Consider the following 24964-nt stretch of genomic DNA (forward strand, 5'->3'; position numbering starts at 1 on the left):
ACGGCCACTGCGGCCCCAAGGAAGACCTAACCGCAGTGCCGCACAGCAATCACGCCCCGACTGGTTCGGGGCATTTTTTTGCTCGGATGGAAATTTGATCGGCACAACGCTCCCGCAGGAGTAATGCGTGCAGCTTGAAGATTTTGCGCAAAACGTTGATCCAGAGCGCTATTCGCCTGATTCAAATCGGTTAAAAGATCTGTTCCAGCAACTAGCGGTAATCAAGGCAAGTAACGGCAACTTCCCGCGCCACACGAGAACCATTCGCTTAAACCTCGCACAAACAATATTCATTATCATTTAGCCGACAAAAACTTCGTTACCGGTCAAACAAAACACATTTGATTAAATGCCCGCTAATGCCCGTCACACAAGGGCTACAGCCCCACGAAGGTGCACTATGTCCTTATTCCATCGAATAATTTCGCCCTGGGAATTTTACTTGCCCGGTGTTTAGCCATAAAATCACCGCGATTGATTGCAGTGCGACATATCGTCACTGCATCGTTACTTTTTCGAGCTCAGAGACTTTTGCTCTCTGTTAAGGATTTCCAGCATGACCGAAGCGACAGGACTCATGGCCCACAACTGGGGCTTTGCCATTTTCCTTCTCGGTGTAGTCGGCCTTTGCGCCTTCATGCTTGGTGTCTCCAGCCTCCTCGGGTCAAAAGCCTGGGGCCGCAGCAAAAATGAACCGTTCGAGTCCGGCATGCTGCCTACAGGTGGCGCCCGCTTGCGGCTCTCAGCCAAATTCTATCTGGTCGCGATGCTGTTCGTGATCTTCGATATCGAAGCCCTTTTTCTCTTTGCCTGGTCTGTGTCCGTCCGCGAAAGCGGCTGGACCGGATTCGTCGAAGCCCTCGTTTTCATAGCAATTCTGTTGGCAGGTCTTGTCTACCTATTCCGAGTAGGCGCCCTTGACTGGGCTCCGGAAGCTCGTCGTAAGCGGCAAGCGAAGCTGAAACAATGAGGCTTTGGCGATGCAATACAATCTCACCAGGATCGACCCGGATGCTCCTAACGAGCAGTACCCCATCGGCGAACGGGAAACCGTTTCCGACCCGTTAGAAGACCAAGTCCACAAAAACATCTACATGGGCAAGCTCGAAGACGTGCTGAGTGGCGCGGTCAACTGGGGACGTAAGAACTCCCTGTGGCCGTACAACTTCGGTCTTTCGTGCTGCTACGTGGAAATGACCACCGCCTTCACGGCGCCCCACGACATCGCGCGCTTTGGCGCCGAAGTTATCCGGGCATCGCCGCGCCAGGCGGATTTCATGGTTATCGCCGGAACCTGCTTTATCAAGATGGCGCCGATCATTCAGCGTCTCTACGAGCAAATGCTCGAGCCAAAGTGGGTTATCTCCATGGGTTCGTGCGCCAACTCCGGTGGCATGTACGACATCTACTCCGTCGTTCAAGGGGTGGACAAGTTCCTGCCCGTGGACGTCTACGTGCCTGGCTGCCCGCCCCGCCCTGAAGCATTCCTGCAAGGCTTGATGCTGTTGCAGGAATCGATTGGCAAGGAGCGTCGCCCGCTTTCCTGGGTCGTCGGCGATCAAGGCGTGTACCGCGCCGAGATGCCTTCGCAAAAGGAAGAGCGTCGCGAACAGCGAATCGCAGTCACCAATCTGCGCAGCCCCGACGAAGTCTGATCCAGCACCGCTTCTTTTATAGAACGAAAACCTGGCTTCATTCTTTACGTTGACCGAAAGCGATAAAAAAACATGACTACAGGCAGTGCTCGACGCATCCCGCCTTATAAGGCAGACGACCAGGATGTGGTCGTCGAACTCAATAACCGTTTTGGCCCTGACGCCTTCACCGCCCAGGCCACACGTACCGGTATGCCGGTGCTGTGGGTGGCGCGTGCCAAGCTTGTCGAAGTCCTGACCTTCCTGCGCAACCTGCCCAAGCCGTACGTCATGCTCTATGACCTGCATGGCGTGGACGAGCGTCTGCGCACCAAGCGCCAGGGCTTGCCGAGCGGCGCCGATTTCACCGTGTTCTACCACCTGCTGTCGATCGAACGTAACAGCGACGTGATGATCAAGGTCGCCCTGTCCGAGAGCGACCTGAGCGTACCGACCGTGACCGGTATCTGGCCGAACGCCAGCTGGTATGAACGCGAAGTCTGGGACATGTTCGGGATCGACTTCCCGGGCCACCCGCACCTGACGCGCATCATGATGCCGCCGACCTGGGAAGGTCATCCGCTGCGCAAGGACTTCCCTGCCCGCGCCACCGAATTCGATCCGTTCAGCCTCAACCTCGCCAAGCAACAGCTTGAAGAAGAGGCTGCACGCTTCCGTCCGGAAGACTGGGGCATGAAGCGCTCCGGCACCAACGAGGACTACATGTTCCTCAACCTGGGCCCGAACCACCCTTCGGCCCACGGTGCTTTCCGTATCATCCTGCAATTGGACGGCGAAGAAATCGTCGACTGCGTGCCGGACATCGGCTACCACCACCGTGGTGCCGAGAAGATGGCCGAGCGTCAGTCGTGGCACAGCTTCATCCCGTACACCGACCGTATCGACTACCTCGGCGGCGTGATGAACAACCTGCCGTACGTGCTCTCGGTCGAGAAGCTGGCTGGCATCAAGGTGCCGGACCGCGTCGACACCATCCGCATCATGATGGCCGAGTTCTTCCGGATCACCAGCCACCTGCTGTTCCTGGGTACCTATATCCAGGACGTCGGCGCCATGACCCCGGTGTTCTTCACCTTCACCGACCGTCAGCGCGCCTACAAGGTCATCGAAGCCATCACCGGTTTCCGCCTGCACCCGGCCTGGTACCGCATCGGCGGCGTGGCCCACGACCTGCCCAATGGTTGGGAGCGACTGGTCAAGGAGTTCATCGACTGGATGCCCAAGCGCCTGGACGAGTACCAAAAGGCTGCGCTGGACAACAGCATCCTCAAGGGCCGTACCATCGGCGTCGCCCAGTACAACACCAAAGAGGCCCTGGAATGGGGCGTCACCGGTGCTGGCCTGCGGTCCACCGGTTGCGACTTCGACCTGCGTAAAGCGCGTCCGTACTCGGGCTACGAAAACTTCGAATTCGAAGTCCCGCTGGCGGCCAATGGCGATGCCTACGACCGTTGCATCGTGCGCGTCGAAGAAATGCGCCAGAGCCTGAAGATCATCGAGCAGTGCATGCGCAACATGCCGGCAGGCCCGTACAAGGCGGATCACCCGCTGACCACGCCGCCGCCCAAAGAGCGCACGCTGCAGCACATCGAAACCCTGATCACGCACTTCCTGCAGGTTTCGTGGGGCCCGGTCATGCCGGCCAACGAGTCCTTCCAGATGATTGAAGCGACCAAGGGTATCAACAGTTATTACCTGACGAGCGATGGCGGCACCATGAGCTACCGTACCCGGATTCGTACCCCAAGCTTTGCCCACTTGCAGCAGATCCCTTCGGTGATCAAAGGCGAGATGGTCGCGGACTTGATTGCGTACCTGGGTAGTATCGATTTCGTTATGGCCGACGTGGACCGCTAAGCATGAACAGCACGCTTATCCAGACAGACCGTTTCACCTTGAGTGAAACCGAGCGCTCGGCCATCGAGCACGAGCTGCATCACTACGAAGACCCACGCGCGGCGTCGATCGAAGCCTTGAAGATCGTCCAGAAGGAACGTGGCTGGGTGCCGGATGGCGCCCTCTACGCCATCGGCGAGATCCTCGGTATCCCCGCCAGCGACGTTGAAGGCGTGGCCACGTTCTACAGCCAGATCTTCCGTCAGCCGGTGGGCCGCCACATCATTCGCGTGTGCGACAGCATGGTCTGCTACATCGGTGGTCACGAATCGGTGGTCAGTGAAATCCAGGACAAGCTGGGCATCGGCCTCGGCCAGACTACCCCGGACGGCCGCTTCACGCTGCTGCCGGTGTGCTGCCTGGGCAACTGCGACAAGGCGCCGGCGTTGATGATCGACGACGACACATTCGGTGACGTGCAGCCTGCTGGCGTGACCCAATTGCTCGAGGGCTACCCATGACCCTGACTTCTTTCGGCCCGGCCAACCTGATCAAGCGTTCGCCCGAGACCCATCCCCTGACCTGGCGCCTGCGTGACGATGCCGAACCCGTATGGTTCGACGAGTACCAGGCCAAGAACGGTTACGCCGCGGCGCGCAAAGCCTTCGCCGACATGGCCCAGGACGACATCGTCCAGACCGTGAAAGACGCCGGCCTCAAAGGCCGCGGCGGCGCAGGCTTCCCCACGGGCGTGAAGTGGGGCCTGATGCCCAAGGACGAATCCATCAACATCCGCTACCTGCTGTGCAACGCGGATGAAATGGAGCCGAACACCTGGAAAGACCGCATGCTGATGGAGCAACTGCCCCATCTGCTGATCGAAGGCATGCTGATCAGCGCCCGCGCGCTGAAAACCTACCGGGGCTACATCTTCCTGCGTGGCGAATACACCACCGCCGCCAAGCACCTCAACCGTGCCGTGGAAGAAGCCAAGGCCGCCGGTCTTTTGGGCAAGAACATCCTCGGTTCGGGTTTTGACTTCGAACTGTTCGTGCACACCGGCGCCGGGCGTTACATCTGCGGTGAAGAAACCGCACTGATCAACTCCCTCGAAGGCCGCCGCGCCAACCCCCGCTCCAAGCCGCCCTTCCCTGCCGCCGTCGGCGTGTGGGGCAAGCCGACCTGCGTGAACAACGTCGAGACCCTGTGCAACGTGCCGGCGATCATCGCCGACGGCGTGGACTGGTACAAATCGCTGGCCCGCGAAGGCAGCGAAGACATGGGCACCAAGCTCATGGGCTTCTCCGGCAAGGTCAAGAACCCTGGCCTGTGGGAGCTGCCGTTCGGCGTGACCGCACGCGAGCTGTTCGAGGACTACGCCGGCGGCATGCGCGACGGCTACACCTTGAAAGCCTGGCAGCCAGGCGGCGCTGGCACCGGTTTCCTGCTGCCCGAGCATCTGGACGCACAAATGTATGCCGGCGGCATCGGCAAGGTGGGCACCCGGATGGGTACCGGCCTGGCGATGGCGGTCGACAACACCGTGAACATGGTCTCGTTGCTGCGCAACATGGAGCAGTTCTTTGCCCGTGAATCGTGCGGTTTCTGCACCCCATGCCGCGACGGTTTGCCGTGGAGCGTCAAGCTGCTGATGGCCCTGGAAAACGGTGAAGGCCGCGAGGGTGATATCGAAACCCTGCTGGGTCTGGTCGGTTTCCTCGGCCCAGGCAAGACCTTCTGTGCCCACGCACCGGGCGCCGTGGAGCCATTGGGCAGCGCCATCAAATACTTCCGCTCGGAGTTCGAAGCCGGCATCGCGCCTACCAGCGCCGCCGTCCCGCCTCTGGCAAGGCCGATCGTAGTCGGCGCGTAACGCTTTAAAAGGCGAAGGGTCCGTGCCCTTCGCTTTCTCATGGGCTGACGCCGTAAAGGCTGTGTTGATGCCCATGAATAACAAGATTCCATTAGCCACGCCCGCTGACAACGGGCCAACGAAGAACTTTGAACCATGGCCACTATCCACGTAGACGGCAAAGCGCTCGAAGTCGATGGGGCAGACAACCTGTTACAGGCATGTCTCTCACTAGGCCTCGACATCCCGTATTTCTGCTGGCACCCCGCGCTTGGTAGCGTCGGTGCCTGTCGCCAGTGCGCGGTCAAGCAATACACCGACGAGAACGACACCCGTGGTCGTATCGTCATGTCGTGCATGACCCCAGCCACCGACAACACCTGGATCTCCATCGACGATGAAGAATCCAAGGCGTTCCGCGCCAGCGTTGTCGAATGGCTGATGACCAACCACCCCCACGACTGCCCGGTCTGTGAGGAAGGCGGTCACTGCCACTTGCAAGACATGACGGTGATGACCGGCCACAACGAGCGCCGTTATCGCTTCACCAAGCGTACCCACCAGAATCAGGACCTCGGCCCGTTCATCTCCCACGAGATGAACCGCTGCATCGCCTGCTATCGCTGCGTGCGCTTCTATAAAGACTACGCCGGCGGCACCGACCTGGGCGTCTTCGGCGCCCACGACAACGTGTACTTCGGTCGCGTTGAAGACGGCGTGCTCGAAAGCGAGTTCTCCGGCAACCTCACCGAGGTCTGCCCGACCGGTGTGTTCACCGACAAGACTCACTCCGAGCGCTACAACCGTAAGTGGGACATGCAGTTCGCGCCAAGCATCTGCCATGGCTGCTCCAGCGGGTGCAACATCTCCCCGGGCGAGCGCTACGGCGAACTGCGCCGCATCGAAAACCGCTTCAACGGTTCGGTCAACCAGTACTTCCTGTGCGACCGCGGCCGTTTCGGCTATGGCTACGTCAACCGCGAAGACCGCCCTCGCCAGCCACTGTTGGCCGATGGCGCCAAGCTGAGCCTGGACGCCGCGCTGGATAAAGCCGCCGAGCTGCTGCGCGGGCGCAACATCGTCGGTATCGGTTCGCCGCGTGCCAGCCTCGAAAGCAACTACGCGTTGCGCGAGCTGGTCGGCGCCGAGCACTTCTACTCCGGCATCGAAGCCGGTGAGCTGGAGCGCATCCGCCTGGTCCTGCAAGTGCTGAACGACAGCCCGCTGCCGGTTCCGAACATGCGCGACATCGAAGACCACGACGCCATCTTCGTGCTCGGTGAAGACCTGACCCAGACCGCCGCGCGCATCGCCCTGTCGCTGCGCCAGTCGGTCAAAGGCAAGGCCGAAGACATGGCCGACGCCATGCGCGTGCAGCCTTGGCTCGACGCAGCGGTGAAAAACATCGGCCAGCACGCGCTGAACCCGCTGTTTATCGCAAGCATCGCTGAAACCAAGCTCGACGACATCGCCGAAGAATGTGTGCACGCGGCACCGGATGACCTGGCCCGCCTCGGTTTCGCCGTGGCCCACGCCCTCGACGCCAGCGCGCCGGCCGTCGACGGCCTGGACGCTGAAGCCGGTGAGCTGGCCCAGCGCATTGCCGACGCCCTGCTGGCCGCCAAGCGCCCCTTGATCATTGCCGGCACCTCCTTGGCTTCCAAGGCGCTGATCGAAGCCGCCGCCAACATCGCCAAGGCCCTGAAGCTGCGCGACAAGAACGGTTCCATCAGCCTGGTCGTGCCAGAGGCCAACAGCCTTGGCCTGGCCATGCTCGGTGGCGAGTCCCTGGACGCTGGCCTGCAAGCGGTGATCGACGGCAATGCCGACGCCATCGTGGTACTGGAAAACGACCTGTACACCCGCACCGATGCCGCCAAGGTTGACGCTGCACTGGACGCCAGCAAAGTCCTGATCGTTGCCGACCACCAGAAGACCGCCACCAGCGAGCGTGCCGACCTGGTCCTGCCAGCCGCCACCTTTGCCGAAGGCGACGGTACCCTGGTCAGCCAGGAAGGCCGCGCCCAGCGCTTCTTCCAGGTGTTCGATCCGAAGTACATGGACGCCAGCATCCTGGTTCACGAAGGCTGGCGCTGGCTGCATGCCCTGCGCGCTACCCTGCTGAACCAGCCGATTGACTGGACCCAGCTTGATCACGTGACCGCCGCCACCGCCGCCAGCGCGCCGCAGCTGGCACGCATCGTCGATGCCGCGCCGTCCGCAACGTTCCGTATCAAGGGCCTGAAACTGGCACGTGAACCGCTGCGTTATTCCGGGCGTACCGCCATGCGCGCCGACATCAGCGTGCACGAACCGCGTACCCCGCAAGACATCGACACCGCGTTCGCCTTCTCCATGGAAGGTTACTCGGGCTCTGCCGAACCGCGCCAACAGGTGCCGTTCGCCTGGTCGCCGGGCTGGAACTCGCCGCAGGCCTGGAACAAGTTCCAGGACGAAGTCGGCGGTCACATTCGCGCTGGCGACCCAGGCACCCGCCTGATCGAAAGCACCGGTGACTCGCTGAACTGGTTCGCCGCCGTACCGCGTCCGTTCAACCCGGCCCAGGGCACCTGGCAGGTTGTTCCGTTCTTCCACCTGTTCGGCAGCGAGGAGAATTCCTCGAAAGCCGCACCGGTTCAAGAGCGCATCCCAGCCGCCTACGTCTCCCTGGCCAAGTCCGAAGCCGACCGCCTGGGCGTCAACGACGGTGCCTTGCTCAGCCTGGACGTGGCCGGCCAGACCCTGCGTCTGCCGCTGCGCATCAACGAAGAGTTGGGCGCAGGCCTGGTTGCACTGCCGAAAGGTTTCGCCGGCATTCCACCTGCAATCTTTGGCAAAACCGTTGACGGTCTGCAGGAGGCAGCGCAATGACCTGGTTCACCCCTGAAGTGATCGACGTGATCATCTCGGTCGTCAAGGCCATCGTGATCCTGTTGGCGGTAGTCGTTGCGGGCGCCCTGCTCAGCTTCGTCGAACGTCGCCTGCTGGGCTGGTGGCAGGACCGTTACGGTCCGAACCGCGTTGGCCCGTTCGGTATGTTCCAGATCGCCGCCGACATGCTGAAAATGTTCTTCAAGGAAGACTGGACTCCGCCGTTTGCCGACAAGGTGATCTTCACCCTGGCACCGGTCGTGGCCATGAGCGCCTTGCTGATCGCCTTCGCGATCATCCCGATCACCCCGACCTGGGGCGTGGCGGACCTGAACATCGGCTTGCTGTTCTTCTTCGCCATGGCCGGCTTGTCGGTCTACGCGGTGCTGTTCGCCGGCTGGTCGAGCAACAACAAGTTCGCCCTGCTGGGCAGCTTGCGGGCCTCGGCCCAGACCGTGTCCTACGAAGTGTTCATGGGCCTGGCGCTGATGGGCATCGTGGTGCAGGTCGGCTCGTTCAACATGCGCGACATCGTCGAGTACCAGGCGCAGAACCTGTGGTTCATCATTCCGCAGTTCTTCGGTTTCTGTACCTTCTTCATCGCTGGCGTCGCCGTGACTCACCGTCACCCGTTCGACCAGCCGGAAGCGGAACAGGAACTGGCCGACGGTTACCACATCGAATACGCCGGCATGAAATGGGGCATGTTCTTCGTCGGTGAGTACATCGGCATCATCTTGATCTCGGCCCTGCTGGTCACGCTGTTCTTTGGCGGCTGGCACGGTCCGTTCGGCATCCTGCCGCAGTTGGCGTTCTTCTGGTTCTTCCTGAAGACCGCGTTCTTCATCATGTTGTTTATCCTGCTGCGCGCTTCCATTCCGCGTCCACGATATGACCAGGTGATGGATTTCAGCTGGCGATTCTGCCTGCCGCTGACCCTGATCAATTTGCTGGTGACGGCTGCCGTTGTGTTGTTGAACACGCCAGCCGGCGCGGTTCAGTGAGGATTTGACCCATGTTCAAATATATTGGCGACATCGTTAAGGGTACCGGTACCCAGTTGCGAAGCCTGGTGATGGTGTTCGGTCACGGCTTTCGCAAACGCGACACCCTGCAATACCCGGAAGAAGCGGTGTACCTGCCGCCGCGTTATCGCGGCCGCATCGTACTGACCCGCGACCCCGATGGCGAAGAGCGTTGCGTAGCCTGCAACCTGTGCGCCGTGGCGTGCCCGGTGGGTTGCATCTCCCTGCAGAAAGCTGAAACCGAAGACGGTCGCTGGTATCCGGACTTCTTCCGCATCAACTTCTCGCGCTGCATTTTCTGCGGCCTCTGCGAGGAAGCTTGCCCGACCACCGCGATCCAGCTCACACCGGATTTCGAGATGGCCGAGTTCAAACGTCAGGACCTGGTGTACGAGAAAGAAGATCTGCTGATCTCTGGTCCCGGTAAAAACCCTGATTACAACTTCTATCGTGTTGCAGGTATGGCCGTTGCCGGTAAGCCGAAAGGCGCCGCACAAAACGAAGCCGAGCCGATCAACGTGAAGAGCTTGCTGCCTTAAGGAAGAAAGATGGAATTCGCTTTCTATTTCGCATCGGGTATCGCGGTTGTGTCCACGCTTCGCGTGATCACCAACACCAACCCCGTGCACGCCCTGCTCTACCTGATCATTTCGCTGATCGCCGTGGCCATGACCTTCTTCGCACTCGGCGCACCGTTCGCCGGCGTGCTGGAAGTGATCGCCTACGCGGGCGCCATTATGGTGCTGTTCGTGTTTGTGGTGATGATGCTCAACCTGGGGCCGGCTTCGGTCGCCCAGGAGCGCGTCTGGCTCAAGCCCGGTATCTGGCTCGGCCCGGTTGTCCTCGCAGCGCTGCTGCTGGGTGAACTGCTGTATGTGCTGTTCGCTCACCAGAGCGGCCAGGCCATCGGCCACACCACCGTGGACGCGAAAGCCGTGGGCGTCAGCCTGTTCGGCCCGTACCTGCTGGTGGTCGAACTGGCTTCGATGTTGCTGCTCGCCGCAGCCATCACCGCCTTCCACTTGGGCCGCAACGAAGCCAAGGAGCAATGACGATGCCTGCTATCCCTTTGGAGCATGGTCTGGCGGTCGCCGGCATCCTGTTCTGCCTTGGCCTGGTCGGCCTGATGGTGCGCCGTAACATTCTGTTCGTGTTGATGAGCCTGGAAATCATGATGAACGCCGCGGCACTCGCATTCATCGTTGCAGGTGCACGTTGGGGTCAGCCGGATGGACAAGTCATGTTCATCCTGGTGATCAGCCTGGCAGCCGCCGAAGCCAGTATTGGCCTGGCGATCCTGCTGCAGCTGTATCGTCGCTTCCACACGCTTGATATCGACGCTGCCAGTGAGATGCGCGGATGAACATGATCTTTCTGACTTTCGTATTCCCCCTGATCGGTTTCCTGCTGCTGTCGTTCTCCCGTGGACGCTGGTCGGAAAACCTGTCGGCCCTGGTGGGCGTGGGTTCCATTGGCCTGTCGGCGATCGTTGCCGCCTACGTCATCTGGCAATTCAACGTGGCGCCGCCGGAAGGCGGCCACTACACCCTGGTGCTGTGGCAGTGGATGTCGGTGGAAGGCTTCAAGCCCAACTTCGCCCTCTACGTCGACGGCCTGTCGATCACCATGCTCGGCGTGGTAGTGGGTGTGGGCTTTTTGATCCACCTGTTCGCGTCCTGGTACATGCGCGGTGAGGCCGGTTACTCGCGCTTCTTCTCGTACACCAACCTGTTTATCGCCAGCATGCTGTTCCTGGTGCTGGGCGATAACCTGTTGTTCCTGTACTTCGGCTGGGAAGGCGTGGGCCTGTGCTCGTACCTGTTGATCGGTTTCTACTACAGCAACCGCAACAACGGTAACGCGGCACTCAAGGCCTTCATCGTGACCCGCATCGGCGACGTGTTCATGGCTATCGGCCTGTTCATCCTGTTCCAACAGGTGGGCACGCTGAACATCCAGGAACTGCTGGTGCTGGCGCCGCAGAAATTCCAGGTCGGTGACTTCTGGATCACCTTGGCGACCCTGATGCTGCTGGGCGGCGCCGTGGGTAAATCCGCGCAACTGCCACTGCAAACCTGGCTGGCGGATGCCATGGCCGGTCCTACCCCGGTTTCCGCACTGATCCACGCCGCAACCATGGTTACCGCCGGCGTCTACCTGATCGCCCGTACCCACGGCCTGTTCACCCTGGCGCCGAACATCCTGCATCTTGTCGGCATCGTCGGTGGCGTGACTCTCGTACTGGCCGGTTTTGCCGCCCTGGTGCAGACCGACATCAAACGTATCCTCGCCTACTCGACCATGAGCCAGATCGGCTACATGTTCCTGGCCCTGGGCGTGGGTGCGTGGGACGCGGCGATTTTCCACCTGATGACCCACGCTTTCTTCAAGGCCCTGTTGTTCCTCGCTTCCGGTGCGGTGATCGTGGCCTGCCACCACGAGCAGAACATCTTCAAGATGGGCGGCCTGTGGAAGAAACTGCCACTGGCCTACGCCAGCTTCATCGTCGGTGGTGCCGCGCTCGCAGCCTTGCCATTGGTGACCGCCGGTTTCTACTCGAAAGACGAAATCCTCTGGGAAGCTTTTGCCAGCGGTAACCAGAACCTGCTGTACGCAGGCCTGGTAGGTGCGTTCATGACCTCGCTGTACACCTTCCGCCTGATCTTCATCACCTTCCACGGTGAAGCCAAGACCGAAGCGCACGCAGGCCATGGCATCTCGCACTGGTTGCCCTTGTCGGTACTGATCATCCTGTCGACCTTCGTCGGCGCCATGATCACCCCGCCGCTGCACGGTGTATTGCCACAAAGCGTCGGCCATGCCGGCGGCGACGCCCAGCACAGCCTGGAACTCGCCTCGGGCGCCATTGCCATCGCCGGTATCTTGTTGGCAGCCTTGCTGTTCCTTGGCAAGCGTCGCTTCGTGACCGCCGTGGCCAACAGTGGCATTGGCCGTTTCCTTTCGGCCTGGTGGTTCGCCGCCTGGGGCTTCGACTGGCTCTACGACAAACTGTTCGTCAAGCCTTACCTGGCCATCAGCCACATTCTGCGTAAAGACCCGCTCGACCAGACCATCGGTTTGATCCCGCGTGCCGCCAAGGCCGGTCACACCGCCCTTAGCCGCAGCGAGACCGGCCAATTGCGTTGGTATGCAGCTTCCATGGCTGCTGGTGCCGTGCTGGTGATCGGCGCCATCGTCGTGGTTGCGGCCTGACTATGTTTAAGTGCACTGCGTACTTTGCGAACTTGCGAAAGGAAACGAGCCCGTCATGATTCTGCCCTGGCTAATCCTGATCCCCTTTATCGGCGGCCTGCTCTGCTGGATGGGTGAACGCTTCGGCGCCACCCTCCCCCGCTGGATTGCGTTGCTGACCATGTCCCTGGAACTCGCACTCGGCCTCTGGCTGTGGGCCCATGGCGATTATTCATTTGCTCCGGCACCGGGTGTCGATCCCACTTTCGCGCTTGAATTCAAGCACGTGTGGATCCAGCGCTTCGGCATCAATGTGCACCTGGCCCTCGACGGCCTGTCGCTGTTGATGATCCTGCTGACCGGCCTGCTGGGTATCCTCTCGGTACTCTGCTCCTGGAAAGAGATCCAGCGTCACGTGGGCTTCTTCCACCTGAACCTGATGTGGATCCTGGGCGGCGTCGTCGGTGTGTTCCTCGCCCTCGACCTGTTCATGTTCTTCTTCTTCTGGGAAATGATGCTGGTGCCGATGTACTTCCTCATCGCGCTCTGGGGTCACAGTTCTTCGGACGGCAAGAAAACCCGGATCTACGCGGCGACCAAGTTCTTCATCTTCACCCAGGCTTCCGGCCTGATCATGTTGGTGGCGATCCTGGGCCTGGTACTGGTCAACTTCAACAACACCGGCGTGATTACCTTCAACTACGCCGACCTGTTGAAGACCAAGATGTCCCTGACCACCGAGTACGTGCTGATGCTGGGCTTCTTCATCGCCTTCGCGGTGAAGCTGCCGGTGGTGCCGTTCCACTCCTGGTTGCCTGACGCTCACGCCCAGGCGCCGACTGCCGGTTCCGTGGACCTGGCCGGTATCCTGCTGAAGACGGCAGCCTACGGCCTGCTGCGTTTCGCCCTTCCGCTGTTCCCGAATGCCTCGGCCGAGTTCGCGCCGATCGCCATGACCCTGGGTCTGATCGGGATCTTCTACGGTGCGTTCCTGGCGTTCGCGCAAACCGACATCAAGCGCCTGATCGCCTTCTCGTCCGTTTCCCACATGGGTTTCGTACTGATCGGCATCTACTCCGGCAGCCAACTGGCGCTGCAAGGCGCAGTGATCCAGATGCTGGCCCACGGTGTTTCGGCCGCTGCCCTGTTTATCCTGAGTGGCCAGCTGTACGAGCGCCTGCACACCCGTGACATGCGTGAAATGGGTGGCGTGTGGTCACGTATCGCGTACCTGCCGGCGATCAGCCTGTTCTTCGCCGCCGCGTCTCTAGGCTTGCCAGGCACCGGCAACTTCATCGGCGAGTTCCTGATACTGATGGGTGCCTTCGTGCAAACGCCGTGGATCAGCGCCATTGCTACCTCCGGCCTGGTGTTCGGTTCGGTGTACTCGCTGATCATGATCCACCGCGCCTACTTCGGCCCGGCCAAGTCCGACACCGTCCTGCAAGGGATGGATGCTCGCGAACTGATCATGGTGCTCGGCCTTGCGGTGCTGCTGATCTACATCGGCGTGTACCCGCAACCGTTCCTGGATACTTCTGCCGCGACGATGCATGGCGTGCAGCAGTGGTTCGGCACCGCCTTCTCTCAACTCGCTTCGGCCCGGTAAGAGCGCTATGGAATTCACGATCCAACACTTTATCGCGCTTGCGCCGCTGCTGATTACCAGCCTCACCATCGTGGTGGTGATGCTGGCAATCGCCTGGCGCCGCAATCATTCGCAAACATTCCTGCTGTCCTGTGCCGGTCTCAACCTGGCCCTGCTGTCGATCATCCCGGCCCTCAAGGTCGCGCCATTGGCGGTCACGCCATTGATGATGGTCGATGACTTCGCGCTGCTGTACATCGCGCTGATCCTGGTCGCGACCCTGGCCTGCGTCACCCTCGCCCACGCCTACATGGGCGAAGGCGGCACCGGTTACCCAGGCAACAAGGAGGAGCTGTACCTGCTGATCCTGCTGGCTGCGGCCGGCGGTATCGTGCTGGTCAGCGCACAGCACCTGGCGGGCCTGTTCATCGGCCTGGAACTGCTGTCGATCCCGACCTACGGCCTGGTGGCTTACGCCTTCTTCAACAAGCGCTCCCTGGAAGCCGGCATCAAGTACATGGTGCTGTCGGCGGCCGGTTCGGCGTTCCTCTTGTTCGGTATGGCCCTGCTCTACGCCGAAGCCGGCAGCCTGAGCTTCACCGGTATCGGTCACGCCCTGGCCAGCACCAACATGCCTGCGCCGATTGCCCAACTGGGCCTGGCGATGATGTTGATCGGCCTGGCGTTCAAGCTCTCCCTGGTGCCGTTCCACTTGTGGACGCCGGACGTGTACGAAGGCGCCCCGGCGCCGGTGGCGGCGTTCCTGGCGACCGCGTCAAAGGTTGCTGTGTTTGCGGTGATGGTGCGTCTGTTCCAGATCTCCCCTGCTGCCAACACCGGCGTGCTGAGCACCGTTCTGACCGTGATCGCCATTGCGTCGATCCTGTTCGGTAACCTGCTGGCCCTGACCCAGAACAACCTCAAGCGTCTGCTGGGTTACTCCTCCATCGCGCACTTCGGCTATCTGCTGATCGCCCTGGTGGCGAGCAAAGGCCTGGCCGTGGAAGCCATGGGCGTGTACCTGGTCACCTACGTAATCACCAGCCTTGGCGCATTCGGCGTGATCACGCTGATGTCCTCACCATTCAAAGGCCGTGACGCCGACGCCCTGTACGAGTATCGCGGCCTGTTCTGGCGCCGTCCGTACCTGACCGCCGTGCTCACCGTGATGATGCTGTCGCTGGCTGGTATCCCGCTGACGGCAGGTTTCATCGGCAAGTTCTACATCGTCGCCACCGGTGTTGAAGCCCACGAATGGTGGTTGGTTGCCTCCCTGGTACTGGGCAGCGCCATCGGCGTGTTCTACTACCTGCGCGTGATGGTTACCCTGTACCTGATCGAGCCAAACCTGCGCCGTGTGGATGCCGAGCTGCATTGGGAACAGAAGGCAGGCGGCGTGATGCTGCTGGCCATCGCCCTGCTCGCGTTCTTCCTGGGCGTGTACCCACAGCCGTTGCTCACCCTGGTGCAGCACGCGGTGCTGGGCGTTTGATCGCTTAGTTGGATGCAGTAAACAACACGGCGCCTTCGGGCGCCGTTTTGCGTTTCAGGGGCAGGGGCTTTTACCCTCCCCTATTCACGGAAATTTCGTATCCGTCCGGCCAAGTCATCTACGCAGCCCCCCAAAGCCAAGACATGGTGTGCACTTAAATTTAAGTGGGCACCAGTTCTAGCCTTTTAAGCGGGTATTTTATGCAGCCACAACGCCGTTCCTACTCCAAATCCTTCAAGGCCCAGGTCATTCAAGAATGCGCCCAGCCCAGCGCGTCGATTGCCAGGCGCGCTGAGCCACAGCCTCAACGCGAACCTCGTCCACAAATGGATTCGGTTGCAATCGCAGAAAAATGTCGCCCTGCAACCTGCATTTATCCAGGTGGCATTACCGTCGTCGGCGTCACGATCGGATATCACCCCGGCCATGATCTGCCTCGAAATCCCACACTCACGCGGTACCGTCAAAGTGAACTGGCCGACCGATGACGGGGCCGTACCCATTGATAATAATTGGTGCGAGAATCAGATCCGGCCCTGGGCTTTGGGACGCAAGAACTGGCTCTTTGCAGGGTCGCCACGCAGCGGAAAACGGGCGGCGGCGATCATGAGCTTGATCCAGTCTGCGCGGTTGAATGGGCATGATCCGTATGCCTATTTGAAGGATGTACTCACGCGTCTGCCAACTCAGCGCGCGAGTGAGATTGCAAAGTTACTGCCACATAACTGGCTTCCGTCACACTGCCTTTGAAGTGGAAAAAATCACGAAGTAGTTCTTTCATTCATGAGCTTGTTTGCTATCGCTCGGCGCTTGAACACGATCCTCAAGACTATAATCTCGCACTACTTGGGCAATGCGCAGGTGGTAGTCATCGAAAACCTGCCTACGGCCTGCTAATTGGGCCGCACGATGCAGCTCAAGGCCGCGCCACCGCTTGATAGCTTCCTCATCACGCCAAAATGACAGTGATAGAACCTTTCCTGGTTCACTTAGACTTTGGTAACGCTCAACTGAAATGAAGCCATCCAGCTCTGCTAGTAATGGTTTCAGTTCAGCCGCAAGGTCAAGATAGCGCTGGTATTGCTCCTCGTGTGGCCATGCTTCAAAAATAACTGCGATCATTGCTGAGTTTCCCGATCACGATAGAACTGAGGGATGCGACCATTCAGGGAGGGCAGATAATGCCACCGATAAAGACGAGCGGATGAAGCCGGCTTTCGATGCAGCCATGCCAAAATCGCCTCAGAGGCGATAGTCAATGCGAGTTGCTGGCCTGGACATTCATGTCTTCCTGAGCCGAAGCTGAAGGTTCGTCGTTGAGTTCGTTTGAGCAAGAAGCTATCGGGGTCTGGGTTCGCGCAGGGATCCCTGTTGGCTGAAGCAAGCAACAATAGAACAGTATCGCCCGCCTCTAGGACGCTGCCCCCAATAGTGCATCGCTTTGCAACGAATCGCCGGGTGTTTTGCACTGGCGAGTCGTAGCGCGCTACCTCTGCCACCAGGTCTGCGACGAGCATCGGCGTAGGTTGCATGTCTTCAATCAGATCAGGGTTGCGATGGAGCGCTACGACGGTATTTCCGATCAGGCCTGCGGTGGCTTCGCAGGTCTGTGACAACAGGCCGATCAGGTTAGCGATCAACGCGTCATGATCTCCCCAGGCGGTGGCTTCGCATCCACTCCAGATATGGCTCAAGAAGCGGCTACTTTCATCGTCGTTACTCAGCAGCGCGCTGAATAATTGGCTTAGCCGAGTGGCCCCGGAATTGGCTTTACCGAGTTGAATTTCGTCGCTTAACGGCGACAGGCAGGCGACAAAGTCCCGTGTCAGCCTCGCGACTTCCTGTAGCCGGCTGGATGGGAGGCCTATCAAGGTTGCAATGACGGAAACCGGTAACGTGAACATCAACTCATCCAGGTTATCGACCGGGTTATCGAGGGTCTCGGCCACGCGTGACACGATGTCTGCGATACTTTCTGTCTCGATAGAGGCCAAGGCAGGTTCGATAGTCATCCTGGGGCACAGGTGCTGCGGGCCCTCGTTCATGCGCATCAAACGACCGTAAATCATTCCTGCGACGCCTTGTGCAATGGCAGGAGGAATCGGCTCGTTTAGCGGACGCACCCGACAGTCGGGATGCCCCAGAATGGCTTCGACAGCTTTGGCACCACTTGCAATCCATAAACGAAGATCTGCATCGAATAACAGGTCGTTTTGTCGCCTGAGGCCTGAGTAATAAACGTAGGGATCAGCATGGGTAGCTGCTTCAAACGGCGTCATTCCGGGAGTCCTGTTCACAAAGAACGGCTACTATCGAACACCCTTCATGCCGACGATTCGCTCAGGAACGAAATATGGACGCTCAAAGCAATGACACCGCCATTTCTCGGGTAGCCGGCGCTATTGCCGAACCTGCGAGGACGAAAATGCTTTGTTCGCTGATGGACGGCCACGCCCGTACCAGTACCGAAATGGCCGTCATCGCCGACGTGAGTGCATCCACGGCGAGCGCGCATCTGGCAAGACTAAAAGAGGACGGATTGGTAAGGCTGCACACGCAGGGCAGGCATCGCTACTACAGTCTGGCGGACTCGCAAGTGGCCCAGGCTATTGAGGCCCTCATGGTGATCAGCCAAAACGCGGATACACGGTATGTTTCAACGACCCCAACCCGATTGCAGTTCGCGCGTACCTGTTATGACCACATGGCAGGAACATTGGCTGTACAACTACACGACCATTTCATGGAGTCAGGCTGGTTAACCGTGCCGGTCGCTGGGGACGGTATGTATCAGCTTACGGTGAGCGGCGAAAAAGCGATGACCGGTCTCGGTATCGAGATAGAAAAGGTAAGGGCACAGCGACGTCGTTTCGCGTGCTCATGCCTGGACTGGAGCATGCGGCGCCCTCATCTTGCCGGAGCACTCGGAGCGGCTTTTCTACAGACGGTCATAAGCCGCAAGTGGGTTATCCAAGACCTTGATAGTCGGGCACTTGCATTGACATCCAAGGGGCGAAAGGAGCTGTCTGGCCGATTCGGGATCATGCTTGAAAACAAAGAGATGGAGAGATCAGTCGTGCGAAATGTGACACGACCCGCCGAGCCAGCATTACCGACACGATAACTACTGATCTCTTGAACTAAGCATCTATCAAGAAGCGAGCACTGCTTCTCGTGCTATATCTTAAATCAACGTGTATTAGCGGGACGCTTACGAAATTTCCTCGCCCGCCTGCCTCCCCATCCGGCATCTACTCGATGAAGGCCGCCGTATGGTGTCTGCGTTTTAGGAAAGTTCCCACGGCAGGGTCACTTGACCCATCGCGAGTGGGCCACCAAACTATACGCAGTCTACGTACAGAACATGGATGCTCTATTTATCGAAGTGCCAGCCTTCGAGCGGCATCGCAAGGACTATCTGAGTGACGAGCTTTTCCAGGGTTTTCAACAAGAGTTGATGAAGAACCCGGAAGCATGAGAGGTGATCGAGGGAACAGGCGGACTGCGCAAAGTTCGCTTCATCGATGAGCGACGCAACAAAGGCAAGCGCGGTGGCCTGCGGGACATTTACTACTGGTGGTCGGGCGGCACGCAATTCTGGCTGTTCACCCTGTACGGCAAGCACGAACAGGATGACCTGGCACCACAGCACAAAAAAGCCCTAAAACACATGCTGGACAGGGAAATCAAAGCGAGAACACATCATGAAACGTGAAATCTTTTCCGAACTGGTCGAGGGCTCCGACGCCCTGGCAGACGAACGCCAAGGCAAAGTCACCCTGCGGACCCTCAAGGTTCACCTCAAAAACCTGGCGCCACTCACCGCTGAGGAAGTGGTCGCCGTGCGCCAACAACTCAACCTCTCCCGGTCGGTGTTCGCCATGTACCTGCGCACCAACACCCGCACCCTGGAAAACTGGGAGCAAGGCCGAGCCAAGCCGAATGCCCAGGCTGCCACGCTGATTCGCCTGGTGGCACGTTTCCCGGAAACCGTGGCGCAACTCGCTGCATTAGGTTGATCAGCAAAGCCCCGTACCTGCCGGTGCTTTTTCATTCAGTGCTACGGGCCGCCGAGCATGTCGGCAAAGGTTTCAGCATCGGGCAATCCCTCCCCTTCCCAACGCGTCGGCGCAACGCGGGGTGAACCATCGGTCCAGAACAATACCCGCAAACCGGGTTCCATACATTCGTTAGGCGCCGGCATTGGCAACGCCTGCACCGAATCATCGAAAACCTCCAGTGATAACGCCTCGCCCAACGCAGACAGCGCCAAGCGCTCCACCTCGCTATGCCAGGCCGCATCCAACAGCAGCACCTCTCCACGCGCCGCAGCAACGGTCAGCGGAAAATAACGCCCCACCCGATCCACACTGGGGATCATCACCCCCGCCCACCCCTCTTCACCACACACACCCGCCGCCAGCGCAAAGTGCCAGATCGGGCTGCACAGGTACACCTCCAGCCATTGCTCACCCCACCGCTCACGACTGCACTGCAAGCCGACCTGCAACCAAGCGTCCCACGGGTTCAAGAACGCCAACGGCAAACGCCGGCTGACAAAATCCCCCAGGCTGGGAACCTTGCCGAAAAATCCATTCATGGCGGTTTCCTAAAAGCTGCCCGGGCAATGGAATTGCTCGAGGCTGTCGCGGCGGAACGGGTTGATCACACTACTGGCCCGCAGCAGATACGCCACCCGATGGCCTTCCAGGTTGAAGGTCAGTTGCAGCTGTTCGCCCTGGGTGTTCACAACAGACTTGTCCATCATGCGCAGCCAGCCCCAAGGACCCTCGGTGCGCAGCGGGCTGGCCAGCCCTGGCGTGGCGTCCAGGCGCACCAGGCCGCCGGACTTGCCGCTGGGCAGTGAGAGGCTGGTGAAGTCGGGCACCGTACCGGCGTCAAACACCACCGGTTGACCGTCGATATCCAGCGTGACGGTGCTCAGCGCCGGGTCGGCACCCAGGGGTTTCAGGTCAAAGCGCATAGAAGGCTGACGCGCACCGGCCACGAAAAACATGTCCCGCAACCTGGCGCCGCGCTGGAACTGATTAAGCACATCCTGGGAGATGTTCAGCGGTGTCACGCCGGTTGAACGCCAGCGCCATTGGCTGGCGCTCATGTCGACATAAGCCGCGAGGTTCTTGCTGAAGAAATCATCCATCAGCCCACCGGGGCCGAAGAACTTGCCGAAGTCATCGGCGGTGGCATCACGGGCCGAACTGCGCACCAACGGATAACGCCCATCAATGGCCGCTCGGCAGAACGGCGCACCCGCCGCTTCCCATAATGCATTCAAGCGCGCTTTCTCATTGCCCAGAGTGAGCGCTGTACCGCCCGACTCCACATCCCGCAGCAGCGCCGACAACGGCGCAGGCTGCGTGTCGCCCGAGCGTTTCAAGCGCGCCAGCACCTCATTGGAAGGTGCCGGCGCAGCACTGCGGCGCGCCGCGTCAGCGCTATCGAAGAATTGCCCGGCGTCCTTCAACGACGTCAACACCTCGTCCATCGGTTGCGGGCCGGTGCCGCTGCCCGCCAGGCGATGCAGCGCGGCAAAATGCTGATCCACCGGATTGGCCGACGCATCCGCCACCGACGCCGGGCTGTCACCGCCCAGGACCGACTGCAGCTTTTGCGTGGCCGCTGCGATCTCGTCGCGAACACGCTGATCGGCATCCTTGCTGGTCGCCGAAGTCAGGGCACCTTCGAGGGTGGTCTCCTTCGACACCGCAACCAGCAACGCGCGTAGCGGTGAATCACTGGCGGCGAGCGCATTGGTCACCAGCGACGCCTGGCCCAGGCTGGTCAACGGCACCAGGTGTACATCCGCGAGGAAGGTGTCCCATTGGCGGATATAGTCGGCGTAGTACAGCTCCAGCACCGCCGCCTGCATGGCTGGGTTAGCGCCGGCAATCTGCGCCGACTCCTGGCGGTCGAGCACCCAGCTGTCCTTGGCCATGTCGGCCACGGCCTGGGGGGCTTTTTTGGTCAGTTCACGGTAACCCGCGAGGCTGTAGATACCACTCACCCCGCGGGACAACGGTTCACCACTGGCACGGGTAAACAGCGACGAGACATCCCGCCCCACCGCGCTGTTCACGCTCAGCTGCGGCAGGTGCTGCTGATCGACCTGGCGCTTCACACGGTTATAGATGCGCTGGGACAGCGGCATGCCGGCCAGTGCCAGGCGCACCTTGGCGACCAGCGCGCTGTCCAGTTGCACCGGCTCGGCCTCGTCGTCCGCCTCCAGCAGCGCCGCGACGTGATCCGACAGCTGCTGCAACTGCGCAGGGGTGGCCTGGGGCAATTCACGACGCCAGTCCACATCGACCCACGCCTGCACCGACGGTGCATCGAAGAATTGTCGCTCACCCAGCATCAGGTAGGCGCGCAGGGTTTCGTAAAGAAACTCCTGATTACTCGCATCACCACGGCGCAATGCATTTTCCATGTTGCCGACAATATGCGGCAACAAGGTGCTGCGCAGTAAGCGTCGATACAGGGTCACCGCACCCGCACCGAGCTTATTGCCCTGATACAGCCCCATGCGACTGAGCAGCGGCACATTGCGGTCGCCATCACCGTAGCCGCTGGGCAACGCACGCGCCGCATTGAGCAGCGGTAAAGTCACCAGCACATCGCCCTCGGCCGGCAGCGTCTTGGCCAATTGTGCGACGTTGGTGGCAGCGCTGGAGGCATCAGCGATCAGTTGCAGGTTGCGGTTATAGCTGACGGTCATGCCCGCCAGCAGCAGCACGAACGCCACGCCCGCGGCGATCCGTCCAGTCCTGCCCAGCAACCGACGGCGCCGTTGCTCCTGGTGATTGACCCCAGCCAGCCCGGCTTCCTTGAAGATCACTTCGCGCAGCAGTCGGGTGATGAAGTAACTGCGCCCACTGGCCACATTCGGCGCCAGCACCTTGCGGCCCAGACCGAAGGACGCCGCCAGCGACGTCAACACCCGATCAATCGGACTGCCTTCCTGAGTGCCGCTGGTGAAATACACGCCGCGCAGCAGCGCCGGCTCCTGATAGCGGTTGGCTTGGAAGACCGTATTGAGAAAACGCGTGAGGCCGTCGCCCAGGCTGGCGAACTGTTGCGGGAAGCTGTAGAGCAAGGCGCGCCGCGACAGGTCGCGTTCCTGTTGCAAGCGCTCCAGCACACGCTGTTGCAACTGGCGCTCCAGGGCCTCGAACTCGCCCGGGAACGACGCCAGGCCAGCATCCGCCTGGGGTGACTGTGCCAACGGAAAGGTCACGCCCCACACCTGCGCCCGCTCATCTCGGCCGAAGGTCTCAAAGAACTCAGAGAAGCCCGCGAGCAAGTCGCACTTGGTGATGATCACATACACCGGAAACCGCAAACCAAGGCGCTCATAAAGCTCATTGATGCGCGCGCGAATCGCCACCGCCTGGGCCTGGCGCTCGGCTTCGGTCTGTTGCAGCAGGTCGCTGACGCTCAAGGCCACGATCACGCCGTTGACCGGCCGTTGGCGGCGGTACTTTTTCAGCAGGTCGAGGAAGCCACCCCACGCGGCCTTGTCCACCTCGGTGTAACTGTCCTGGGTGGTGTAGCGCCCGGCGGTATCGAGCAGTACCGCCTCATCGGTGAACCACCAGTCGCAATGTCGCGTGCCGCCGACGCCGCCGATGGCACCACTGCCCATGGCCTCACGCAGAGGAAATTGCAGGCCGGAATGGGTCAGCGCGGTGGTCTTGCCGCTGCCTGGCGCGCCGACAAACATGTACCAGGGCAACTGATACAGGTACTGCCCACTCATTTTCCAGCCAGGATTGGCCTTGCGCAGCACGGCCATGGCCGAACGCATGCGCTCGCCCAGTTCAGCCACTTCGGCCTGGGACTCACGCACACCTGGCGCCACCACTGGCGCTTCAGCCACGCCGGCCATCAAGCCACGGTTGGCACGCCAGGCCCGCCCTAGACGCCAGGCAAAATAACCGGCCCAGATCAATACAAACAGCGCGATCAACCCCCAGCGCCGCGACTCCGGCGCCAACGGTTCACTGCCATTGAAGGCCAGTAGCGGGCCCTCGTACCACACCAGCAGCGACAGCAAAGCCACGCCGATCAGCGACAGCAACCAGGGCTTGAGCAGCCACAGGATAAAGCGCTCCACCGGGGACCATAACAACGAAAGCAGCGTCGATAAATTCATGGCTATTGCGCCTGGGAAGGGATCAATACGGTGATATCCACGCGACGGTTACGCGCACGATTCGCCGCTGAATCGTTGGGCACCAGGGGTTCGGTTTCGCCACGGCCTTCGCTGCGGTAACGCTCTACCGGCCCGGCCCGTTGCGCCAGCAAACGCGCGACGGTCTTGGCCCGTGCCTGGGACAGGTCGAAGTTGGAACCCAATCGCGAGGTCGCTGACGGCCTTATGTTGTCGGTATGCCCGACCACCACCACATCCCCCGGCACTGTGGCCAGGGCATCGCCGATGCGCGCGAGCAGGCCGTCAAAGTTGCTCGACACTTCGGCGCTGCCGGAGGCAAACACACCGTCGCCACGCAAGGTGATCACCGAACGGTCGGCGCTGTCTTTCACGGCTACCAGCCCCTGGGCCACTTCCGGCGCGAGGAACCCGGCCAGGCGCACGGGCGCAGGAGTGGCCGGCACCGCCACTTTGAGCGGCGAGACCACACGGATCGAGCCGAGCTGGGCAAATACCGGATCGGACGCGCGGTTGAGCAGCCAACTGTAGGTCAACTGCACACTCAACAGCAGCACCGCCGCCACTGACGCCAATACCCACAATGGCACTCGTCGTAACATCGACGTTTGCGGCGCCTGCGCGCCGCGCCAGCGGGGTGATAAGTCCTGTTCCCGGTTGCCGCGTTGCTGGTTGATCAATTGCAGCAGGCGTTCACGCAGCAACCCCAGCTGATCCAGGCCGCGATCCAGGACGCGATAGCGTCCTTCCAGGCCCAAGGCCATGCACAGATACATCAATTCCAGCACGTCAATATGGGTGCGCAGATCCTGGCTCAGGCGCTGCAGGATCATGAAGAACTTCTCGCCGCCCCACGCCTCGTTGTGAAAGGTCACCAACAGGCTGCGGCTGCCCCACACGCCCGCCCCCCAGGGAGTGCTGGCGATGGTTTCGTCGACCAGGGTGCACAACGCGTAGCGCGCCGCGGCCACGGTTTCCACGTCCACCTGGCTGGCGCGGGCCTGGGATTCGAAGGCTTGCACCGCCAGGATCAGGCGCTGGCGCAGGCTTTCCATGTCCGGCATGGCGGTGAGGCTGCGCAGCGGCACCACCAGGTCGAGCAACGGGTTGGCCGCACGCACCAGCGGGTTCAACCCTTGCCCGTGCAACACCAGTGCCGCACGCGGTACCGGCGTAACAGGTGAAGCCGGGCGCCGCCCGCCCGGGGTGGGGATCAGCAAGGTGCGATCCGGGTCGCCTTCAAAAGTGTCGTTCACGTCGTT

21 protein-coding genes and 2 pseudogenes are annotated in these 24964 nt (G+C 60.7%); 18 read left to right on the plus strand and 5 right to left on the minus strand.

Annotated features, from left to right (window positions below):
• Nucleotides 1-127 precede the first annotated feature (127 nt).
• The 15 genes and pseudogenes from LVW35_RS16745 to LVW35_RS16815 all read left to right on the plus strand — a co-directional run.
• Nucleotides 128-304 (plus strand): hypothetical protein, encoded by a 177-nt coding sequence (locus LVW35_RS16745; RefSeq protein ID WP_233891177.1) that lies wholly within the window; start codon nucleotides 128-130, stop codon nucleotides 302-304.
• A 252-nt stretch (nucleotides 305-556) separates the two neighbouring features.
• Nucleotides 557-970: an NADH-quinone oxidoreductase subunit A gene (locus tag LVW35_RS16750; RefSeq protein ID WP_003219575.1), complete on the plus strand. Its 414-nt coding sequence runs from the start codon at nucleotides 557-559 to the stop codon at nucleotides 968-970.
• A gap of 10 nt (nucleotides 971-980) precedes the next feature.
• Nucleotides 981-1655 (plus strand): NuoB/complex I 20 kDa subunit family protein, encoded by a 675-nt coding sequence (locus tag LVW35_RS16755; protein WP_016969249.1) that lies wholly within the window; start codon nucleotides 981-983, stop codon nucleotides 1653-1655.
• 72 nt (nucleotides 1656-1727) lie between these two features.
• On the plus strand, nucleotides 1728-3512 hold the full coding sequence (nuoC, locus tag LVW35_RS16760; RefSeq protein WP_233891178.1) for an NADH-quinone oxidoreductase subunit C/D: 1785 nt from the start codon (nucleotides 1728-1730) through the stop codon (nucleotides 3510-3512).
• Nucleotides 3513-3514: 2 nt separating this feature from the next.
• The gene (gene nuoE, locus LVW35_RS16765; protein ID WP_233891179.1) at nucleotides 3515-4012 is read left to right on the plus strand and encodes an NADH-quinone oxidoreductase subunit NuoE; all 498 of its coding nucleotides are present in this window, start codon (nucleotides 3515-3517) and stop codon (nucleotides 4010-4012) included.
• Nucleotides 4009-5364: an NADH-quinone oxidoreductase subunit NuoF gene (gene nuoF / locus LVW35_RS16770; protein WP_025858970.1), complete on the plus strand. Its 1356-nt coding sequence runs from the start codon at nucleotides 4009-4011 to the stop codon at nucleotides 5362-5364. The genes nuoE and nuoF overlap by 4 nt, the downstream gene beginning before the upstream one ends.
• Before the next feature lie 135 nt (nucleotides 5365-5499).
• Nucleotides 5500-8214 (plus strand): NADH-quinone oxidoreductase subunit NuoG, encoded by a 2715-nt coding sequence (gene nuoG / locus LVW35_RS16775; RefSeq protein WP_233891180.1) that lies wholly within the window; start codon nucleotides 5500-5502, stop codon nucleotides 8212-8214.
• Nucleotides 8211-9218, plus strand: a complete 1008-nt coding sequence (gene nuoH, locus LVW35_RS16780; RefSeq protein ID WP_017137518.1) for an NADH-quinone oxidoreductase subunit NuoH — start codon at nucleotides 8211-8213, stop codon at nucleotides 9216-9218. The genes nuoG and nuoH overlap by 4 nt, the downstream gene beginning before the upstream one ends.
• Before the next feature lie 11 nt (nucleotides 9219-9229).
• The gene (gene nuoI / locus LVW35_RS16785; protein ID WP_003174725.1) at nucleotides 9230-9778 is read left to right on the plus strand and encodes an NADH-quinone oxidoreductase subunit NuoI; all 549 of its coding nucleotides are present in this window, start codon (nucleotides 9230-9232) and stop codon (nucleotides 9776-9778) included.
• 9 nt (nucleotides 9779-9787) lie between these two features.
• Nucleotides 9788-10291 (plus strand): NADH-quinone oxidoreductase subunit J, encoded by a 504-nt coding sequence (gene nuoJ, locus LVW35_RS16790; RefSeq protein WP_065884950.1) that lies wholly within the window; start codon nucleotides 9788-9790, stop codon nucleotides 10289-10291.
• A 2-nt stretch (nucleotides 10292-10293) separates the two neighbouring features.
• A complete protein-coding gene (gene nuoK / locus LVW35_RS16795) occupies nucleotides 10294-10602 on the plus strand; it encodes an NADH-quinone oxidoreductase subunit NuoK (RefSeq protein WP_003174727.1) in 309 nt (102 codons plus the stop codon).
• Complete coding sequence (gene nuoL / locus LVW35_RS16800) at nucleotides 10599-12452, plus strand: NADH-quinone oxidoreductase subunit L (protein WP_233891181.1); 1854 nt, start codon at nucleotides 10599-10601, stop codon at nucleotides 12450-12452. The genes nuoK and nuoL overlap by 4 nt, the downstream gene beginning before the upstream one ends.
• Before the next feature lie 55 nt (nucleotides 12453-12507).
• Nucleotides 12508-14040, plus strand: a complete 1533-nt coding sequence (nuoM, locus tag LVW35_RS16805) for an NADH-quinone oxidoreductase subunit M (RefSeq protein ID WP_025858974.1) — start codon at nucleotides 12508-12510, stop codon at nucleotides 14038-14040.
• 7 nt (nucleotides 14041-14047) lie between these two features.
• Nucleotides 14048-15511, plus strand: a complete 1464-nt coding sequence (nuoN, locus tag LVW35_RS16810) for an NADH-quinone oxidoreductase subunit NuoN (protein ID WP_033896841.1) — start codon at nucleotides 14048-14050, stop codon at nucleotides 15509-15511.
• A 483-nt stretch (nucleotides 15512-15994) separates the two neighbouring features.
• Nucleotides 15995-16261, plus strand: a pseudogene (locus LVW35_RS16815) (transposase domain-containing protein); the annotation flags it as partial.
• A gap of 27 nt (nucleotides 16262-16288) precedes the next feature.
• On the opposite strand, the gene LVW35_RS16820 reads toward LVW35_RS16815, so the two are convergent.
• Together LVW35_RS16820 and LVW35_RS16825 are read right to left on the minus strand one after the other, a co-directional pair.
• Entirely contained in the window at nucleotides 16289-16633 is a 345-nt protein-coding gene (locus tag LVW35_RS16820; RefSeq protein ID WP_233891182.1) for an antibiotic biosynthesis monooxygenase family protein, read from the minus strand.
• A complete protein-coding gene (locus LVW35_RS16825) occupies nucleotides 16630-17790 on the minus strand; it encodes a cytochrome P450 (protein ID WP_233891183.1) in 1161 nt (386 codons plus the stop codon). The genes LVW35_RS16820 and LVW35_RS16825 overlap by 4 nt, the downstream gene beginning before the upstream one ends.
• Nucleotides 17791-17864: 74 nt before the next feature.
• Between LVW35_RS16825 and LVW35_RS16830 the strand changes: the two genes are divergently transcribed.
• From LVW35_RS16830 to LVW35_RS16840, 3 genes and pseudogenes are all read left to right on the plus strand, one after another.
• Nucleotides 17865-18635 (plus strand): ArsR/SmtB family transcription factor, encoded by a 771-nt coding sequence (locus LVW35_RS16830; protein ID WP_233891184.1) that lies wholly within the window; start codon nucleotides 17865-17867, stop codon nucleotides 18633-18635.
• Nucleotides 18636-18875: 240 nt separating this feature from the next.
• Nucleotides 18876-19226, plus strand: a pseudogene (locus LVW35_RS16835) (toxin).
• Entirely contained in the window at nucleotides 19216-19530 is a 315-nt protein-coding gene (locus tag LVW35_RS16840; protein ID WP_233891185.1) for a helix-turn-helix domain-containing protein, read from the plus strand. The pseudogene LVW35_RS16835 and the gene LVW35_RS16840 overlap by 11 nt, the downstream one beginning before the upstream one ends.
• Before the next feature lie 41 nt (nucleotides 19531-19571).
• Here the strand turns inward: LVW35_RS16840 and tagF are convergent, their stop codons facing one another.
• Genes tagF through icmH form a run of 3 tightly spaced genes read right to left on the minus strand, consistent with a single transcriptional unit; the run spans nucleotide 19572 to nucleotide 24958 of the window.
• On the minus strand, nucleotides 19572-20111 hold the full coding sequence (gene tagF, locus LVW35_RS16845; protein ID WP_233891186.1) for a type VI secretion system-associated protein TagF: 540 nt from the start codon (nucleotides 20109-20111) through the stop codon (nucleotides 19572-19574).
• Nucleotides 20112-20120: 9 nt separating this feature from the next.
• Nucleotides 20121-23684 (minus strand): type VI secretion system membrane subunit TssM, encoded by a 3564-nt coding sequence (gene tssM / locus LVW35_RS16850; protein ID WP_233891187.1) that lies wholly within the window; start codon nucleotides 23682-23684, stop codon nucleotides 20121-20123.
• Nucleotides 23685-23686: 2 nt separating this feature from the next.
• A complete protein-coding gene (icmH, locus tag LVW35_RS16855; protein WP_233891188.1) occupies nucleotides 23687-24958 on the minus strand; it encodes a type IVB secretion system protein IcmH/DotU in 1272 nt (423 codons plus the stop codon).
• Nucleotides 24959-24964 lie beyond the last annotated feature (6 nt).

It is taken from the genome of Pseudomonas sp. HN11 (assembly GCF_021390155.1).
Lineage (GTDB): Bacteria > Pseudomonadota > Gammaproteobacteria > Pseudomonadales > Pseudomonadaceae > Aquipseudomonas.

Coding starts and splice junctions, on each gene's coding strand:
- LVW35_RS16750 (WP_003219575.1), top strand. CDS start 557: ATGACCGAAGCGACAGGACTCATGGCCCACAACTGGGGCTTTGCCATT.
- LVW35_RS16755 (WP_016969249.1), top strand. CDS start 981: ATGCAATACAATCTCACCAGGATCGACCCGGATGCTCCTAACGAGCAG.
- nuoC (WP_233891178.1), top strand. CDS start 1,728: ATGACTACAGGCAGTGCTCGACGCATCCCGCCTTATAAGGCAGACGAC.
- nuoE (WP_233891179.1), top strand. CDS start 3,515: ATGAACAGCACGCTTATCCAGACAGACCGTTTCACCTTGAGTGAAACC.
- nuoF (WP_025858970.1), top strand. CDS start 4,009: ATGACCCTGACTTCTTTCGGCCCGGCCAACCTGATCAAGCGTTCGCCC.
- nuoG (WP_233891180.1), top strand. CDS start 5,500: ATGGCCACTATCCACGTAGACGGCAAAGCGCTCGAAGTCGATGGGGCA.
- nuoH (WP_017137518.1), top strand. CDS start 8,211: ATGACCTGGTTCACCCCTGAAGTGATCGACGTGATCATCTCGGTCGTC.
- nuoI (WP_003174725.1), top strand. CDS start 9,230: ATGTTCAAATATATTGGCGACATCGTTAAGGGTACCGGTACCCAGTTG.
- nuoJ (WP_065884950.1), top strand. CDS start 9,788: ATGGAATTCGCTTTCTATTTCGCATCGGGTATCGCGGTTGTGTCCACG.
- nuoK (WP_003174727.1), top strand. CDS start 10,294: ATGCCTGCTATCCCTTTGGAGCATGGTCTGGCGGTCGCCGGCATCCTG.
- nuoL (WP_233891181.1), top strand. CDS start 10,599: ATGAACATGATCTTTCTGACTTTCGTATTCCCCCTGATCGGTTTCCTG.
- nuoM (WP_025858974.1), top strand. CDS start 12,508: ATGATTCTGCCCTGGCTAATCCTGATCCCCTTTATCGGCGGCCTGCTC.
- nuoN (WP_033896841.1), top strand. CDS start 14,048: ATGGAATTCACGATCCAACACTTTATCGCGCTTGCGCCGCTGCTGATT.
- LVW35_RS16820 (WP_233891182.1), bottom strand. CDS start 16,633: ATGATCGCAGTTATTTTTGAAGCATGGCCACACGAGGAGCAATACCAG.
- LVW35_RS16825 (WP_233891183.1), bottom strand. CDS start 17,790: ATGACGCCGTTTGAAGCAGCTACCCATGCTGATCCCTACGTTTATTAC.
- LVW35_RS16830 (WP_233891184.1), top strand. CDS start 17,865: ATGGACGCTCAAAGCAATGACACCGCCATTTCTCGGGTAGCCGGCGCT.
- LVW35_RS16840 (WP_233891185.1), top strand. CDS start 19,216: ATGAAACGTGAAATCTTTTCCGAACTGGTCGAGGGCTCCGACGCCCTG.
- tagF (WP_233891186.1), bottom strand. CDS start 20,111: ATGAATGGATTTTTCGGCAAGGTTCCCAGCCTGGGGGATTTTGTCAGC.
- tssM (WP_233891187.1), bottom strand. CDS start 23,684: ATGAATTTATCGACGCTGCTTTCGTTGTTATGGTCCCCGGTGGAGCGC.